This window comes from Saccharopolyspora sp. NPDC049357, from assembly GCF_040677225.1.
Lineage (GTDB): Bacteria > Actinomycetota > Actinomycetes > Mycobacteriales > Pseudonocardiaceae > Saccharopolyspora.
In genome coordinates this window covers 77,634-91,183 of sequence record NZ_JBFAQJ010000002.1, presented here as the reverse complement: position 1 = coordinate 91,183, position 13,550 = coordinate 77,634, and the positions used below count along the sequence as shown (strand labels likewise).

17 protein-coding genes are annotated in these 13,550 nt (G+C 66.0%); 13 read left to right on the top strand and 4 right to left on the bottom strand.

Going from position 1 to position 13,550, the window contains the following annotated elements; translation table 11 throughout:
- Positions 1 to 147 precede the first annotated feature (147 nt).
- The 3 genes from AB0J91_RS02085 to AB0J91_RS02075 all read right to left on the bottom strand — a co-directional run bounded on the left by AB0J91_RS02085 (position 148) and on the right by AB0J91_RS02075 (position 2,520).
- Positions 148 to 690: a flavoprotein gene (locus tag AB0J91_RS02085; RefSeq protein WP_132627078.1), complete on the bottom strand. Its 543-nt coding sequence runs from the start codon at positions 688 to 690 to the stop codon at positions 148 to 150.
- A complete protein-coding gene (locus AB0J91_RS02080) occupies positions 687 to 1,886 on the bottom strand; it encodes a helix-turn-helix transcriptional regulator (protein ID WP_132627077.1) in 1,200 nt (399 codons plus the stop codon). Before AB0J91_RS02080 ends, AB0J91_RS02085 begins: the two co-directional genes overlap by 4 nt.
- A 271-nt stretch (positions 1,887 to 2,157) precedes the next feature.
- Positions 2,158 to 2,520 (bottom strand): helix-turn-helix transcriptional regulator, encoded by a 363-nt coding sequence (locus AB0J91_RS02075; protein WP_132627076.1) that lies wholly within the window; start codon positions 2,518 to 2,520, stop codon positions 2,158 to 2,160.
- 158 nt (positions 2,521 to 2,678) lie between these two features.
- On the opposite strand from AB0J91_RS02075, the gene AB0J91_RS02070 reads away from it, so the two are divergent.
- The 11 genes from AB0J91_RS02070 to AB0J91_RS02020 all read left to right on the top strand — a co-directional run bounded on the left by AB0J91_RS02070 (position 2,679) and on the right by AB0J91_RS02020 (position 10,993).
- On the top strand, positions 2,679 to 2,939 hold the full coding sequence (locus AB0J91_RS02070) for a helix-turn-helix domain-containing protein (RefSeq protein WP_363863200.1): 261 nt from the start codon (positions 2,679 to 2,681) through the stop codon (positions 2,937 to 2,939).
- Positions 2,936 to 3,403 carry a DUF3307 domain-containing protein gene (locus tag AB0J91_RS02065; RefSeq protein WP_132627075.1) on the top strand — a complete coding sequence of 156 codons (468 nt, stop codon included), beginning with the start codon at positions 2,936 to 2,938 and terminating at the stop codon, positions 3,401 to 3,403. Before AB0J91_RS02070 ends, AB0J91_RS02065 begins: the two co-directional genes overlap by 4 nt.
- A 15-nt stretch (positions 3,404 to 3,418) precedes the next feature.
- The gene (locus AB0J91_RS02060; RefSeq protein ID WP_132627074.1) at positions 3,419 to 4,336 is read left to right on the top strand and encodes a helix-turn-helix domain-containing protein; all 918 of its coding nucleotides are present in this window, start codon (positions 3,419 to 3,421) and stop codon (positions 4,334 to 4,336) included.
- Positions 4,337 to 4,472: 136 nt separating this feature from the next.
- Positions 4,473 to 5,042, top strand: coding sequence for a hypothetical protein (locus AB0J91_RS02055; protein ID WP_132627073.1), 570 nt, complete (start codon positions 4,473 to 4,475; stop codon positions 5,040 to 5,042).
- Positions 5,042 to 5,542, top strand: a complete 501-nt coding sequence (locus AB0J91_RS02050; RefSeq protein WP_132627072.1) for a WhiB family transcriptional regulator — start codon at positions 5,042 to 5,044, stop codon at positions 5,540 to 5,542. Before AB0J91_RS02055 ends, AB0J91_RS02050 begins: the two co-directional genes overlap by 1 nt.
- The gene (locus tag AB0J91_RS02045; protein ID WP_132627071.1) at positions 5,542 to 6,483 is read left to right on the top strand and encodes a hypothetical protein; all 942 of its coding nucleotides are present in this window, start codon (positions 5,542 to 5,544) and stop codon (positions 6,481 to 6,483) included. Before AB0J91_RS02050 ends, AB0J91_RS02045 begins: the two co-directional genes overlap by 1 nt.
- 21 nt (positions 6,484 to 6,504) lie before the next feature.
- Positions 6,505 to 6,936, top strand: coding sequence for a hypothetical protein (locus tag AB0J91_RS02040; protein ID WP_132677412.1), 432 nt, complete (start codon positions 6,505 to 6,507; stop codon positions 6,934 to 6,936).
- A complete protein-coding gene (locus AB0J91_RS02035; RefSeq protein WP_132627069.1) occupies positions 6,936 to 7,451 on the top strand; it encodes a hypothetical protein in 516 nt (171 codons plus the stop codon). The genes AB0J91_RS02040 and AB0J91_RS02035 overlap by 1 nt, the downstream gene beginning before the upstream one ends.
- A 19-nt stretch (positions 7,452 to 7,470) precedes the next feature.
- Positions 7,471 to 7,875 carry a hypothetical protein gene (locus tag AB0J91_RS02030; RefSeq protein ID WP_132627068.1) on the top strand — a complete coding sequence of 135 codons (405 nt, stop codon included), beginning with the start codon at positions 7,471 to 7,473 and terminating at the stop codon, positions 7,873 to 7,875.
- A 1-nt stretch (position 7,876) separates the two neighbouring features.
- Entirely contained in the window at positions 7,877 to 9,088 is a 1,212-nt protein-coding gene (locus AB0J91_RS02025) for a hypothetical protein (RefSeq protein ID WP_363863193.1), read from the top strand.
- 81 nt (positions 9,089 to 9,169) lie between these two features.
- Entirely contained in the window at positions 9,170 to 10,993 is a 1,824-nt protein-coding gene (locus AB0J91_RS02020) for a hypothetical protein (protein WP_363863190.1), read from the top strand.
- Between the two features lie 10 nt (positions 10,994 to 11,003).
- Here AB0J91_RS02020 and AB0J91_RS02015 read toward each other — a convergent pair whose 3' ends face one another.
- Positions 11,004 to 11,306 (bottom strand): hypothetical protein, encoded by a 303-nt coding sequence (locus tag AB0J91_RS02015; RefSeq protein WP_132627065.1) that lies wholly within the window; start codon positions 11,304 to 11,306, stop codon positions 11,004 to 11,006.
- A gap of 177 nt (positions 11,307 to 11,483) precedes the next feature.
- Here AB0J91_RS02015 and AB0J91_RS02010 point away from each other — a divergent pair, with 177 nt between their 5' ends.
- Together AB0J91_RS02010 and AB0J91_RS02005 are read left to right on the top strand one after the other, a co-directional pair.
- On the top strand, positions 11,484 to 12,068 hold the full coding sequence (locus AB0J91_RS02010) for a GGDEF domain-containing protein (protein ID WP_132627064.1): 585 nt from the start codon (positions 11,484 to 11,486) through the stop codon (positions 12,066 to 12,068).
- A 161-nt stretch (positions 12,069 to 12,229) separates the two neighbouring features.
- Entirely contained in the window at positions 12,230 to 13,504 is a 1,275-nt protein-coding gene (locus AB0J91_RS02005) for a hypothetical protein (protein WP_363863186.1), read from the top strand.
- Positions 13,505 to 13,550: the final 46 nt, after the last annotated feature.

Sequence of the window (13,550 nt, the reverse complement as noted above, 5' to 3'; positions counted from 1 at the left end):
TGCGGCCAGTAATGTCGGAAATTTTGCCACCAGCCATATAAGGTCGAGTATGAAAGTCTTCTTAAGTGACTATCTTTCGCTAATTGTCGTTGATTGAGTGCTACAGTGCCGCGTTCCGCGGGTGCTTAGAAGCGCGGAAGGATCGGTTCATGCACTCTTGTCTCGATCGTTCTCCGTTAGTAGTGCAAATACAATTGCGGACCAATTAAAGGTGGCGAGATTATCTTGTCCGCGGCCCGTGATCGAGTCCGGTTCAAGGACCTTTACGCCGCAGCCGCTTAGCTGGTTGAGACTCGACTGATACGCAGGATGCTGGCGTAGGGTTTGCTTGACGCACGGTGCGAACACCATTGGGATGTCTGCGCCTAGGAGTTCGTTGAGCAAGCTTGCAGCGAGAGTGTCGCTGATACCGGCGGCGGCCTTATTGAAGGTGTTGAAGGTCGTCGGGGCTGCGAGTACGGCATCGGCCGGTGGTAGCGGGTCTTGTTCGTCCGGGAGTCGTGGGTGAACTCGGACAGGGAAGCCGGTTTTGGTTTCCAGGCTTGCCGGGTCAATCCAGGTTGCTGCGGTGGGCGTCAGGATGACGCACACCGAGTAGCCGGCATCGTCGAGTAGTGCCAGCGGTTCGTCGAGTTGGCGGACTGGGGGAGCGGCTGAGGCGATGAGGTAGACGACTGGCCGGTTGCTCAATGCAGGACACCTGCCCGTTTTGCGAGTGGGCGCAGTCCTGGGGTGGCGGAGCGCCGCTCGCGCTTGAGCATTTCGCGGAGGAGTTCTCGCACGATCACGTTGTATCGCAGGGCCTGTGGTGCGACTCGCTCGGCTTCCATGAGGTTGACGACTACGGCGGCGTCTTCGCGGTGCTGGGAGTACGCCCAGGCGGTGTCGATGTGGACCTGTGCCCGACGGCTCTGGAGGCCTTCGGGCATGTTGTTGGTTTCGATGCTTTCGGCCAGGTCGATGGCTTGTCGGGAGTCGCCGAGTTCGGCGGCGGCCGAGACGCGGTGGATCGCGACGTTCGTCGGCCCGAAGGCCGTCCAGCCGTGGTTGCCATCCTGGCCGAGGGCGTCGGCGAGGTACTGCGCGCGCCGGAGGCGGTCGGAAGCTTCACTGCGGTCACTACGCCGACCAGCGATCACGGAGCCGATGAGGAACAGCGCGCCCTGGTAGGAGAGGCCGAGAGGGCTGTCGTCGGCGAAGTTCTCGGCGGTCGTCATGGCGATCTGCTCGGCGCGCTCTACCTGGTCGAGCTTCAGGAACGCGCATGCGACCTGGTAGGCCGCTGCTGCGCCCAGGGTCGCGGAGTCGGATTGGAGTGCTGCGTTGACCGCCCGGTCCGCGGCGATCCAAGCAAGCTGTCCGTCGCCGGTCTTCGTCACGAGCTTGGCCGCGGCGACGTAGACGTGGTTCTGCACCTCGAGCGCGCGGCGGCGGGCGGCTGGAGCCGCCTCAGCCACCATCGCATCGCTCGTGGTGATCAAGCTCGGCAGGATGCTGGCCGCAGCGCCGTAGTCAGCGGCTTGGTACCGCCTGTGCACCTCAGCCGTCAGACGCTCGATTTCCTCCAAGTCGCCTGCCGGCACCTCGCTAAGGCCGAGACCGGGGTAGGCGCTGAGTGCGCCGCGGATCTCCTCCAGCCCGTTGAGGTCGGGCTGGCCGTTCGGCGCGTGCGCCAGTCGATTGCCGGCGAGTGTCTCGACATCTGTCTTGAGGACGCGCGCGATGTCGATCAGGACCGAGAGACGGTCAACCGAGCGAATCTGGCGCTCGACCTGCGACAACCAGGACTCTGACCGTCCAACGAGCTCGGCAAGTTCGCGCTGGCTGAGTCCGCGCCGGCGGCGGTAGATCCGGATGCGTTCGCCAATGGGCCCTTCAGTCACCATGCGCCCATTCCACCTCCCCGCGATTCCGGCTACCCGCACTTTTGTACTAGTCCGGCCCGCATTCGACTGCGGGCGTCAGTTTGTGCGGGTCAGGCGCGTGTACGGCCTTCAGGCTACTGGCCATGACCACCGATCAGCAGGTGCAGAGGAGTGGCCAGGATGTCGGCTAGCGATAACGCGAACCGGGAAGCGCGTAGCCACGACACGCGTGGTCGGGAGCGAGGAATCAGGACCGACGAGGTAGATCACCTCATCAGTACGGTCCGGGAGCTCAGGGCTGCTCGTCTTCGCGCTCTTGGCGATGCTCGACGGCTTCGACACGAGTCCTGAGCTCATGAAGCTGCTCCAGGACGTCGTCGAGCTTCTGCAGGACCGGGTCGTTCGCCTCGTCGGCGTGCGGTTCGGCCGACGTGCCGGCCAGGACGTTGCTGAGGTAGTCAGCTGGCCAGTCCAGCGCTTCGGACAAGGCTTCGAGCGTCCGCGGGTTCCGTCGTCGCGGCACCTTGTTGTACTGCAGTTCGCGGATGGTGGCCGGCGCAACCTTGGACTTCGCCGCCGCATCGAGCTGCGTCATGCCGAGCTCTTCCAGACGGGCCGAGATCGCCTTAGCTACGGCCGCCCAATCGTCCGCCACTGCTCACCTCCACGTGGTGTTCCTACGTGAGGCTATCCGCCTGGCGGCTAGTTCTGGCTACCGACCTGGGAAGACGCACCGATCTGCAAATAGAGGTAGCCAAAATTAGCTACGTTAGCTACTGTTTTCTGCGTTGACCGAGAGAGTGGAGGTAGCCAATGGGGCAGGTGATGAAGCCCTGGAGCCAGGCTCCGGGGGAGAGGTCGCTGAAGTTCTACAGCGTGGCCGAGGCAGCGCGGATGTTCCAGACCTCGCAGATGACGCTGTACCGGGCGATCGCAGACAACCAGTTCCCGGCCGTCCGGATCCGAGGTCGGCTGATCATTCCGGCCATCGCGGTGGAACGAATGATCGACGCCGCACTCGGTAGCAACAGTGCTGTGGATGCCGCCGACTTCGTAGGGGAGGGCGCGGCATGACTCCGGCAGGTATCGAGGCTGCCGCGACGTTCGGTGCGACCTTGCCAGCGCTGCTGGTCGCGCACAACGTGGCCGACCACTGGGTTCAGACGTCGCACCAGGCTGGCGCAAAGGGCCTCCCCGGTTGGCCAGGTAGGTGGAACTGCGCCAAGCACGTCTCGTCCTACACGGCCGTAACGGCCGGAAGTGTGGCGCTCATCTGGGTCGCCTTCGGCCTGACGATCAGCGTTCTCGGTTTCGTTCTCGGCCAGGTGGTCAGCGCGGTTACCCATTACTGGGCGGATCGGCGATCGACACTTCGACGGCTCGCGGAGCTGACCGGCAACGACGGCTTCTACCGCCTCGGGGCACCGCGTGCTGGCAGGGACGACAACCCCTCGCTTGGGACTGGTGCGTACGTGCTGGACCAGTCGTGGCACTGGCTGTGGCTCGCGGTTGCGGCCCTGGTCACCGCGTTGATCTGAACTGCAGAGGAACGCATGAGCATCAAGGTCATGAACTGGGTCTGGGATCAATCCCCGGCCAAAGGCACTGAGCTGCTGATGTTGCTGGCCATCGCCGACAACGCCGCAGACGACGGAACCAACGCCTTCCCGTCGGTGAGCACGCTTGCCCGCAAGACGCGACTCGACCAGAGAACGGTTCAGCGGATCATCCGAAAGCTTTCCGAACAGGGTCGGCTTGCTGTCGAGGAACGGGGCGGGCGTCACCCGAATCGCTACTCGGTGTTGATGAACGCGGAGTTGTCCACAGCCCCGGCAAATTGCCAGGCCCGGCAAGTTGCCGCCGGTGGCGCGGCTGTCACCCCTGGGGCGGCAGAGCTACGTCACCCCACCCCCGGCACAGCTGTGCCACCCGAACCATCCGGAACCGTCATGGAACCGTCCACCAAGGACGGGCCTGAGAGTCGACTCCGGCTCATCGGGTCCGATGTGGAGGAGGCGGGATCCGCTCAGGACATCGACAGCGTGCTCGACGCGCTTGGGCCAGCGTGGCACCTGACTCCGAAGCAACGGCAGCGCCTGCGCCCCAAGCTCATTGAGGCGTTGCAAGCCGGATGGTCGAAGAGTCGCCTGGCAGCGCACCTCGGCGCGAACCCGAACGGCGTGCGGTCGCCGGCCGCTGTCCTGAATGCGCGGCTGGATGATCTGCCGCCTGCCAATCCGAATGCCGGTAAGTGTGCCGACCGCCCTGAGTGGTGCGGAGCGTGCGACGAGCCCAGCCGAACGATCGAACGACCAGATGGCAGGTGGGCCCGGTGCCCGGCCTGCAACCCGCACAACCAAGTCCGGAACTCGGGGCGACCGAAGCCGCCAAGCACCCGCCGCCCCGAGTCCTCCACCCCAACCGATCACCAGACCGGAAGGAGCAGCACAAGTGTCCCTCACAGCGCTTGAGCTCAACCACACGGACGGCCCGGAGCTCCCTCAGGTGCTCGCCGCGTGACGTCCGGCTCAGGGATGGCCGAAGCCGCCAAGCACCCACCATTCCGAGCCTTCCACCCCAGCCAATCACTGACCTAGGGAGACGACTGTGTCCTTTTCGCGTCCTTTCGCACCCGACGATCGCTACGACTTCGAGCACGCCAGCGACTTCCAATCCCGATACGGCGCGTACCTGCGCCAGAATGCCGCCCAGTTCGTCGACGTCGACGGCCAGCAGCCGACACAGAGCCCGTTGGAATTCGCCGCTAGCGCCTGGCGAGTCGCGCAGTCGCCGGTCATGAGCCCGGCCTACGTCGAGAGCCACCCGAGGGTGCTCAGCGCGGTGCCGACCTGGGACTTCGATGGCCGACTCGCGATCACTGTCGAAATCGCCGCTTCGGTTCCTGGCGAGACCACCAGGGTGCTACGCGGCTACTGGCGCGGTTGGCAAACCGGTTCGACCTGGCACGTCCAGGAGGACAACCACGTGCCGACGGCCACCGCGGTCTTGTTACTCCGCGTCCCGATCGAGGCTGACGGCCTGCCGACGCCCAGCTTCTCGCGGCTCGCGGAGCCGTCCACGGACGCCGCCAAAGCCGCAGTGCAGACGATCTGCGGCCGACTCAACGCCGCGCTCTCCGGTGTTTTCGCCCAGTTCGCCAGGAAGGAGGTTGCCTGATGAGAAGCCGCGTCACCGAGTTCCTCAGCAGCCAGATCGAGCGGGTCGAGCCGTTCGCCGAAGCCGACGGCTGGAAGCTGCTCCACCTGGTCGACCGCAGGGACGACCGGAACTGTGCGGACATCCCCGTCGACGTCTTCTTCCCGGCTGCGGACGAGTTCAACGGCCGGGCACAGCGCTTCCGGCTGCGCAGGCAGATCGCCGAGAAGTGCAAGGGCTGCCCGGTCGTCGACGAATGCCTGGCCGGTGCGGTCCTGCGGGGCGAGCGCTACGGCAGCTGGGGCGGCGTGGCCCAGCCCGACTTCCAGGAGTTGGGACGGCTGTGGCGTCGTAAGCACGCCGCTGACGACGAACCCGAGGTCGAGCGCGTCGGGTGCGACGCCACTCATCACGGGACGGTCAGCGCTTACGCCAACTACGGCTGCCGGTGCCCGGACGCTCGCGAAGCCAGCCGATCGCACCGTGCCGAGCAGCGCGCACGTCGTAAGGGAGTCGCGTGATGTCGGAACAGCTTTCTCCAGTCGAGGCCGAGGAGCAGCGTCTCCTGCAGGCAGGCGGAATGATCAACCTGTTCGTCTGGCTGGTCGCCAGCGTGGTGATGGTCTTCTCTGCCTTCGCCGGCGCTGAGCTGCTCGCGCACCACGGCGTGCCGTGGGGCCTCGGTTTGGCCGGCGGTCTCGCCGTGGATGCGGCCTTGGTCGTCGCGTTGATCGGTGATCGCCAGCTGCACCGCTACGGGCAGCGGGCGCCGTGGGGGACGGGCCTTCGGTGGGCCACCGCCGGAATGAGCCTCGTTCTCAACTGCGGGCAGTCCGCCGAGCGCGGTGACTGGGTGGCCGCTGGGCTTCACGCGATCTTCCCGGTATTGCTCATCGTCCTGACAGAGGCGAGTCAGGGATACCAGATCGCATTCAGTCGAGCGGTATCGGAAGCCAAGGCGAAGCGCGAGTACCAGCAGCCGGTACCGAGTACCGAGCCCGCACCGGTACCGGTCGCCGGTACGTGTCCTGTGCCGTCTTCCGGTACCCGTGCGTCGGCGCCGACCCGCACGCGGCGATCAACTACGCGCCCCAGCACCACCCGATCCGGGGCGTCGCTCCGGTCGGCTCAGCAGGTTCGTGGCGGGCAGTGGGACGCCGAGCAGTGGAAGCGCGCGGTTGAGCTCGTAGCCGCCTACCAGCGCGAACGAGGTCGGAACCCCAAGCTCGGCGAGTTCCATTCAGAGCTTCGGATGTCCCGCAACGCGGCTAGCCCGCTTCGTAATGCGGTCCTGTCCGCGGTTTCGCGGCACGGTGCTGACGCCGCCAAGTCGCTCACGCCTGGCGCCGGTAACGATCCGGCGCCGGTGTCTGCCGAGGCAGGTACCGAGCCCCGCGTGATCGAGCTGCCAACCGCCGATACCGCAGCCGTCGATACCGCCGAATCCATTGTCGCCAACTGATACCGCGAGAGGAGTACCGCGATGACCGCGACAGCGCGACGTGAGCCGAAGCGGGTCCGCTCGGCTCGTCGACGGGCGGCTCACCACGCGGAGCGGACCCGCAAGGCCGCGACGCCGGCCGAGCGGTACCAGGCAGCCGAGTACGCACTGCGCAGCGCAGTTGCGCACAGCCGCGCGAGTGCTCGGGTTGCCCGGAAGTTGCGTGAAGACCTGGTCGACCACGTTCACCGAGTGCTGGACCGAGCAGGACCGAACGAGAACAGCCGCGCCCTCTACGAGCGGAAGCTCACCGCGGCTGGCTCCGATCTGCAGCGGTTGTCGACCGCGCTGATGTGCCTTCGCGGCGGCATCGGCCAGCTACCGGACACCGAACGTGACCGACTTTTTGACCACTACACCCAGCACTTCACCGCGGAAGCCAACCGCATCAGCGGGGAAGGAGGTGCCCGGTAATGCCAATCCCGGATCCGTGGGCCGAGCTCAACGAAGCCACCGAGGCCGACGATCAGGTCCCCAATTGGGCGCCCGAGCGCGAGCACGAGCGCGAACACCCGCGCGAGCGCGCGCGATCTTACTCGGAGCCCACCCCGGACACGGGGCATGGCGAACTGGTCCCTTTCCCCGGAACCAGCGGGGAAATCACGCCCAGTGACGACAGTCAGCCTTCCTCGCAATGGAAATCGGCGGTGTCGGTGTGGGTCCGGGAGGCAGGGGAGAGCGGTCGCGCGGCCATAGATGGGTCGGTGTGGCGCTCCAGACCCCCGTCATTGCGCGACATCCACGCCCGGGTCGAGCGAGCCGAGTGGGCGGCCGGCCTCCGGTGGCTGGCCGCGCCCGGCATCGCGTTCGGCTACGTCTCGCTCGCGATCACAGCGCTCGGCTACGCGGTCCTGTGGATCGCACGTCGGCCTTCGCGCCTGGTGGTCGCGACAGCAATCACGGTCCTGATCGTCCTTTTCGCTCTCTGATCACCAGGAGGAACCCGGAATGAACTTCGTGATCATGGTTATCTGCTTCGTCCTGCTGTGGGTGCTCCGGAAGCGGACCAAGATCCCGTGGTGGGTGCGCGCCGCGCTGGCCTTCATCGGTGGGTCGTGCCTCGCGAACACCGGTGTCGGCATCTGGCTCGCGGACCGCCTCCGCGAGATTTCCAACTCCCTCGTTGACCAGGGCCCCGTGCTCGTCGGCGGTATCGCGCTGGTCGTCGCTGTGATCGTCGTCTACGACATCGCCGTCGACCGGAAGGCTGACACGCCCGCCAAGGTCGGATTGATCCTGCTTCCCGTCCTGTTCCTGGCCGCGGTTGGCCCTTTGGCCGGCGCTGGTGTCGGGCTCTCCGATGCGATCGCCGACATGGGCACCAACAGCCTCGGCAAGCTGATCGGGGGCTGACATGGGCGCGGACCTGATACTGGCCATGGCCATAGCGGCGCTGATCACGCGGGCCTGGGAACAGTCCAAGCGCCGCTCCAAAGCGAGTTGGCAAGAGACACGGCAGCGTGCTTCCGAGCACTGGCAGCGGCGGGCCGACCGACTTCGCGCTGCCGGTTCGAAGGGGCCGCGCGATCCACTGTGGTGGCCCTACGCGGCGGGTTGGACTGTCGCTGCGGTCGGTACCGCCACCGTGGCCGGCCTCCACGGGCTGGGGGCGGGTGCTCTGGCCGGTGCTCGAACCGGGTACCGGCTCGGGCGGGAGGGCGCCAACCGCGGTTGGGGCTATCGCGATACCTGGAAGCAGTGGCGGTCGCGGCGTGACATCGAGCAGTGCCAAGGCTGCGGCCAGGGCGTCAACTTCGAGCTGATCGTCATCGTGCCGAGCGTTGGCCGCGTGTGCCCTGATTGCCGCTCGAACCGGCACGACGGTCGCCGGCGGGACTCAGAACGCCGCGAGGAGGACGAAGTGGTCCTCCGCCGGTGTGCCTGGTGCTCAGAGGAATTCGACCCGGCTCTGCTTGATGAGGATGGCTGGTGCGCGAACTGTGCCAGGGGAGCGTGCGACGGCAACTGCACCAACAGTGACCAGAGTCCATCGGATGCCGAGCGCGAAGGCCACTGCGGCGACTGCGCGGGCCGGGGTGAGTACGTCTCGAACTTCGGCGGACGCCACCGCCACACGCGGTGTCGAACCTGCAGTGGCAGCGGCGCCTCTTCCCAGAGGAGCAAAGGCCAACCGGGATCCGGCGGAGACGACGTCGACCCCTCACGAATCTACGTCCACGCGGAACGCACGGACGTGAACGAGGAATCCACCAAGGAAATCGGAGGAAACAAGATGGGTGAGCTCATGCCCGCCAACGGCACAGCTCTCGCCGCGACTGGTGAGGGATACGCCGACACGATCGCGTCGCTGTCCACGATGGCGATGCTCCTGGGCAAGGCCTACGAGGAAGCTCAAAGCCTAGGCGAGGCCCTGACCGCGAACAGCCTCGACAACGACACGATCGGCCAGATCAGCGACCTGACCGATCTCTTGGAGACGGCTGCACCTCTGGCTGCGAATCTCTACCGCCACGTCGAGCAGCGACACGCGCCGGTTGCTGATGCCGTCGCGAGTGCCGGCGGCAGCGGCAACGTCGCCGAAAAGTCCTGGTACGACCACTACTGACCTGCCGAGTGCGTGTCCCGCCCCGGCAGAAGTCGGGGCGGGGTGCGGACCCGGACAGCTCGGTGAGCAGGGAGCAACCGCATGAAGCAGATGACTCGAGTCGCCGCTCAGGATGTTGAGACGTCGACCACCGAAGGTCCCAAGCAGTCGACCGAGGCGGCAATCGAACTCGGAAAGGAGGCCCTGCGCCTTGGTAAGCGCTGGCGCCGCCAGGCGCTGCCTCTGGCCGGGATCGGTGCAACGCATGCGATCGGCGCCACCGCGTCCGCGTTGTCTGGACCCGCTGCACTTGTGCCTGTAGCGGCCGGGTGGGCGGCGAGCGCCGGCGCGTACGGCTACGTGCACCAGCGAGCCTCGCGCTGGAACCGTGTCTACGCCGGTACAGCAGCCGTGAGCTCAGCAGGCTGGCAGGCTGCCTTGGCGCTCGATGGCTCCGCAGGAATCGCCGCCAGTCTGCTGTGGGCCAGCGGAGCGGCGCTCTCGATTCCGTGGTGGGTGCGGCACACCGAACCGGAACCCGACATCACCGCGGAGAAGACCAGCCCGGCAGCTCACATGGCACTCCCCGCTGTGACAAGCGGACCCGATCCGCGAATCGAGCGCTGGGACACCTATATCGGAGCCACCGGCAAAGCGCTCCCTGGCTCGAATCTCAAGCAGGTCTCCGAGCTGCCGTTCGGCTGGCGCGGCGTTGTCGAGCTGAACATCGGTGAGCACTGGCACTCGATCATGAAGGCCCAGCAGACCATCCTGTCGGTCTACGACTTGCCCGACGGCCGAGTGTTCGTAGAGGCCATTCCTGGAGCCTCAGTTCGCACGGCGCAGATCACCGTCCTAACCCGCGACCCTCTTCAGGCGGTGGTGCGCTGGGAGAAGCCACAGTTGGATCCCGCCACCGGCACTTTCCCGCTGATGACCACGGCGGACGGGGAGATGCTGCACTACCGGTTCTGGTGGCCAGGTGGGGGAGCGACGCACGGCCTGGTATCCGGGGTCAACGGATCCGGCAAGACCAAGGTGCTCGACCTGATCCTCACCGAGGCAGCCGCGTCGGACCGCGTGTATCCGCTCATCGTCGACGGCGGCGAAGGCGCTTCGTTGCCGCACTGGCGTGACCGGGTCAAGCTCTTCGCGGAAACGCCGCAGGATGCTCGGAAGCTGCTGCGGTACGCATTGCGGTTGATGGACCGTCGGCGGAAGGTCGTCAAGCGGCAGGGCGGTGGGTCCGTCGAGCCCAGCCCGGACATGCCGCTGATCGCCATCGTCATGGACGAAGCGCACAAGCTGCTGATGAACGACGAGGACACGGGTACCGACAACGGCGACGTGCGGCGCATGTGCGAGAAGCTCGCGCAGGAAGGCCGGAAGTACGGCATCGCGCTCGTGCTCGCGACTCAGGTGCCGTCGGCCAAGCAGCTCGGCGGCTCAACGGTGCTGCGTGACCAGCTCAAGGGCGGCACGGTGGTCGGACTTCGAGTCACCGAGCGCACCAGCGGCAACATGATCAGTTCGGGCGCACCGATGCCCGAAGGTCTGCACGAGCTCCCGGCAGTCTTCCCGGACGGCAAACCCACTCGCGGACTCGGCTACATGCTGACCGAACGCATGATGCGCGCCCGTTCGCTCCTCATCGAGAACCCTGAGCGGCAGTCCATCACGGCCACCCGGCTCGACACGGATTGCGCTTCCGAGGCGGTCCCAACGATGACCGGTGACTCGGAGGACCTGTTCGTCGACGAACAGGTGTCGCCGCGGGAAGCAGAGAGTTCCTCCGACGACGCGAGTGAGCAGCTGATCGAGGAGGCCATCGAGGCCGGCACGCACGCCGACCCGCTGTCACTCATGCAGGCAACCGGCCTCAGCCTCTCCCAGGTCCGCCGAGCACTTGCAAAGCACGGCAAGTGAGGCTCTCGTGCTAGGAGACCTTCCGGTACAGCTCCTCGGCGAGGCGCGCGACGCCCGATGCGTCCTGCTCGGAACTACCGAGTGCGGAACGCCCGTCGGTGACGGCGAGCAGGACGTAGCGGCGAACCAGGCGGTCCGCTGCACTTACCGAGCCGTCGAGCCAGCGTGTGAACTCGTCGACGTAGGGACGGACATCCTGCGACGTCGCCGGCGGACCGGTCACCTGGCAGGCAGCACGCAGGGCGATCAAGTTGTCCATCTTCCGGTCTTCAAGCCCCGGCAGGTTCGTCACCGCGTTCGCATCGATCACCATGCCCGCACCTTAGCGCCGCACGGCGGTTCTCCTGCGGTTCTTGCGCGCCCGCCTCCGCCGAGCCTCGCACCGTCCAGCACCTGGTTCGCCTCGAAGCCGCCAAGCACCCGGCGTCCCCAGGTGATCCACCCACAACCGAGGAGACACCACCATGCAGAACCGAATCGAGGGGGCGCGATGAAGATCCGCCTCAATGGAACGCACGCCCAGATCGGTTTCGCCCTCACAGCGGCAGGCTGGGCCTACACCCACCTCCGCGTGGCGGCGCTTCGGCGCCGGCTCCGCACCGACGCGCTGACCGGGCTCGCCAACCGCCTGGCGCTCGAACAAGCGGCTCGAAAGAACACCGGTGACTCCGCCGCGCTTTTCATGCTCGACCTCAACGAGTTCAAGGCGATCAACGACACCTTCGGGCACCGCTACGGCGACCAGGTGCTGGCCACGGTCGCTCGACGGCTACGGCGGTTGCAAGGGCCGCGTCAGTTGGCGGTGCGGCTCTCCGGTGACGAGTTCGCCTTCTGGTGTGGCAAGCCGCGGAGCACGGGGGAGCTCTGCCAGTTGAGGCAACAGCTGCACGCGGCGGTGGCTAGGCCGATGACCATCGATGGCTACACGATCACGGTCACCGCCAGTATCGGGTCCGCTGTGAGTGCTGGACCGGCCGCGATCGAGGAGCTGCTCGGCCGAGCTGACGCCGACATGTACAGCGACAAGCGAGGAACAGCTTCGGGCCGACCTCGACGGCAAAAGGCAACGGCGTAGGGCACACCGCCGACCGGTCGACGATGCGTCGCCTGGCTCTCGTCAGGCGATGCGTCGGGTCCGTTCGGACCGCTGCAGGCCCGGCCGAGGCGCTTCACCTTCCGCAGATCACCGCCTCGGCCGGGTTCCACCACCCGAAGGAAGTGGAGATTCCATTGTCGTTGAACAAGCAGCTGTTGCCTGTTGAGCCCACCCAAAGGCAGGCGGATGAAGGCGGCCTGTCGGTCGACGAGCGGCGGGAAGTCGCGGATCGGCTGTCAGCGTTCGTGTCTGAAGCTCGTGACTACATCGAGGCATTCACCCCTGTAGACGACAGCGATGAAGTGGACCCGGACACTGGCTTGTCCCGTACACAGCTGCTCTCTCTGCTGGTCGGCTTCGTTGGTTGTGACACGAGGGAGTCGCTTGGCAGCCGTACCTACACGCTGATCTACACCGACCCCGAAACCAGCAAGTCGAACTACCAGACGATCTGCATTCCGGACTACCGCAGTGCCTCGCCAATCGTCTTCACCCGAGACGGACGGAGCGCTCGGTTGACCCTGCGAGCCACCGGTGAGGTCCTGGCAGAGGTCGGAGTTCACGCCCAGATCCTCGGCGCGAGCAATCACTACTACAGCAGGGTTTCGCCGGACTTCGTGCCGCTGCCGACCGCGGCAATCATCTCGCCCTACTCGACCTGCGCCGGCGGCTGCCTCGGGTGCAGCAGGGGAGCGGTGAAGAGTTTCACCCCGCCGCCCAAGGACTACGTCGGTCGCCACGTGCAGGCACTGGCAGAAGACTTCGACCGCCGTGGCTGGGACCGCTCCGAGCTCGTCTCGGTGAACATCACCACCGGATGCCAGCCAGACGAAGAACGTGAGCTCACGATGATGCTGCAGCTCATCGACGAGTACCGACGGCACGGGTTCGACAACGCGAGCTTCTTCCCCTTCACCTACGCGATCGACTCGACCGCGGCCATGGAACAACTCCGGGAGGTCGGCTGCCTCGGCTTCATCGGCACTGTTGAGTGCTTCAACGACCTTGAACGCATTCGCCAGTGGGGTCGGAAGAAGGGGTCGATCACCTTCGACCAGCACGTCGAGAAGTACCTCCGAGCCAAGCGGGCAGGGTTCGAGATCGTCGAGACTGATTACGTCCTCGGAGCCGACTCCTACAACGAGATGCTCAACGGAATCCGTGCACTTGATTCCATCGGCGTTGCTGTTGTCCCGAACATCAAGCGCAACTACACGCTTGAGCAGCTCGACAGCAACCACCCGGACATCTGGGACCTTGGCATGAGCTACATCGCTGACGGATTCCACGCGGCCCTCGCGACCTACCGCAACGGCACGATCAAGCGTCGCGCTGCCCGGTATTCCGTTGACTACCTCAAGCGGCATGGCGGGACCGGGTTCAGCCTGCGCGACCTACCGATCCGTCACACGTGATTCGCCACTGGCTGCGCTGGGCCGCCCGCCTGTTCTGGCGGGCGGC

Bases quoted from the DNA above. Each gene is read 5' to 3' on its own strand.
- AB0J91_RS02080 (WP_132627077.1), bottom strand. From the start codon at position 1,886: ATGGTGACTGAAGGGCCCATTGGCGAACGCATCCGGATCTACCGCCGC.
- AB0J91_RS02070 (WP_363863200.1), top strand. From the start codon at position 2,679: ATGGGGCAGGTGATGAAGCCCTGGAGCCAGGCTCCGGGGGAGAGGTCG.
- AB0J91_RS02065 (WP_132627075.1), top strand. From the start codon at position 2,936: ATGACTCCGGCAGGTATCGAGGCTGCCGCGACGTTCGGTGCGACCTTG.
- AB0J91_RS02060 (WP_132627074.1), top strand. From the start codon at position 3,419: ATGAGCATCAAGGTCATGAACTGGGTCTGGGATCAATCCCCGGCCAAA.
- AB0J91_RS02050 (WP_132627072.1), top strand. From the start codon at position 5,042: ATGAGAAGCCGCGTCACCGAGTTCCTCAGCAGCCAGATCGAGCGGGTC.
- AB0J91_RS02045 (WP_132627071.1), top strand. From the start codon at position 5,542: ATGTCGGAACAGCTTTCTCCAGTCGAGGCCGAGGAGCAGCGTCTCCTG.
- AB0J91_RS02040 (WP_132677412.1), top strand. From the start codon at position 6,505: ATGACCGCGACAGCGCGACGTGAGCCGAAGCGGGTCCGCTCGGCTCGT.
- AB0J91_RS02035 (WP_132627069.1), top strand. From the start codon at position 6,936: ATGCCAATCCCGGATCCGTGGGCCGAGCTCAACGAAGCCACCGAGGCC.
- AB0J91_RS02030 (WP_132627068.1), top strand. From the start codon at position 7,471: ATGAACTTCGTGATCATGGTTATCTGCTTCGTCCTGCTGTGGGTGCTC.
- AB0J91_RS02025 (WP_363863193.1), top strand. From the start codon at position 7,877: ATGGGCGCGGACCTGATACTGGCCATGGCCATAGCGGCGCTGATCACG.
- AB0J91_RS02020 (WP_363863190.1), top strand. From the start codon at position 9,170: ATGAAGCAGATGACTCGAGTCGCCGCTCAGGATGTTGAGACGTCGACC.
- AB0J91_RS02015 (WP_132627065.1), bottom strand. From the start codon at position 11,306: ATGGTGATCGATGCGAACGCGGTGACGAACCTGCCGGGGCTTGAAGAC.
- AB0J91_RS02010 (WP_132627064.1), top strand. From the start codon at position 11,484: ATGAAGATCCGCCTCAATGGAACGCACGCCCAGATCGGTTTCGCCCTC.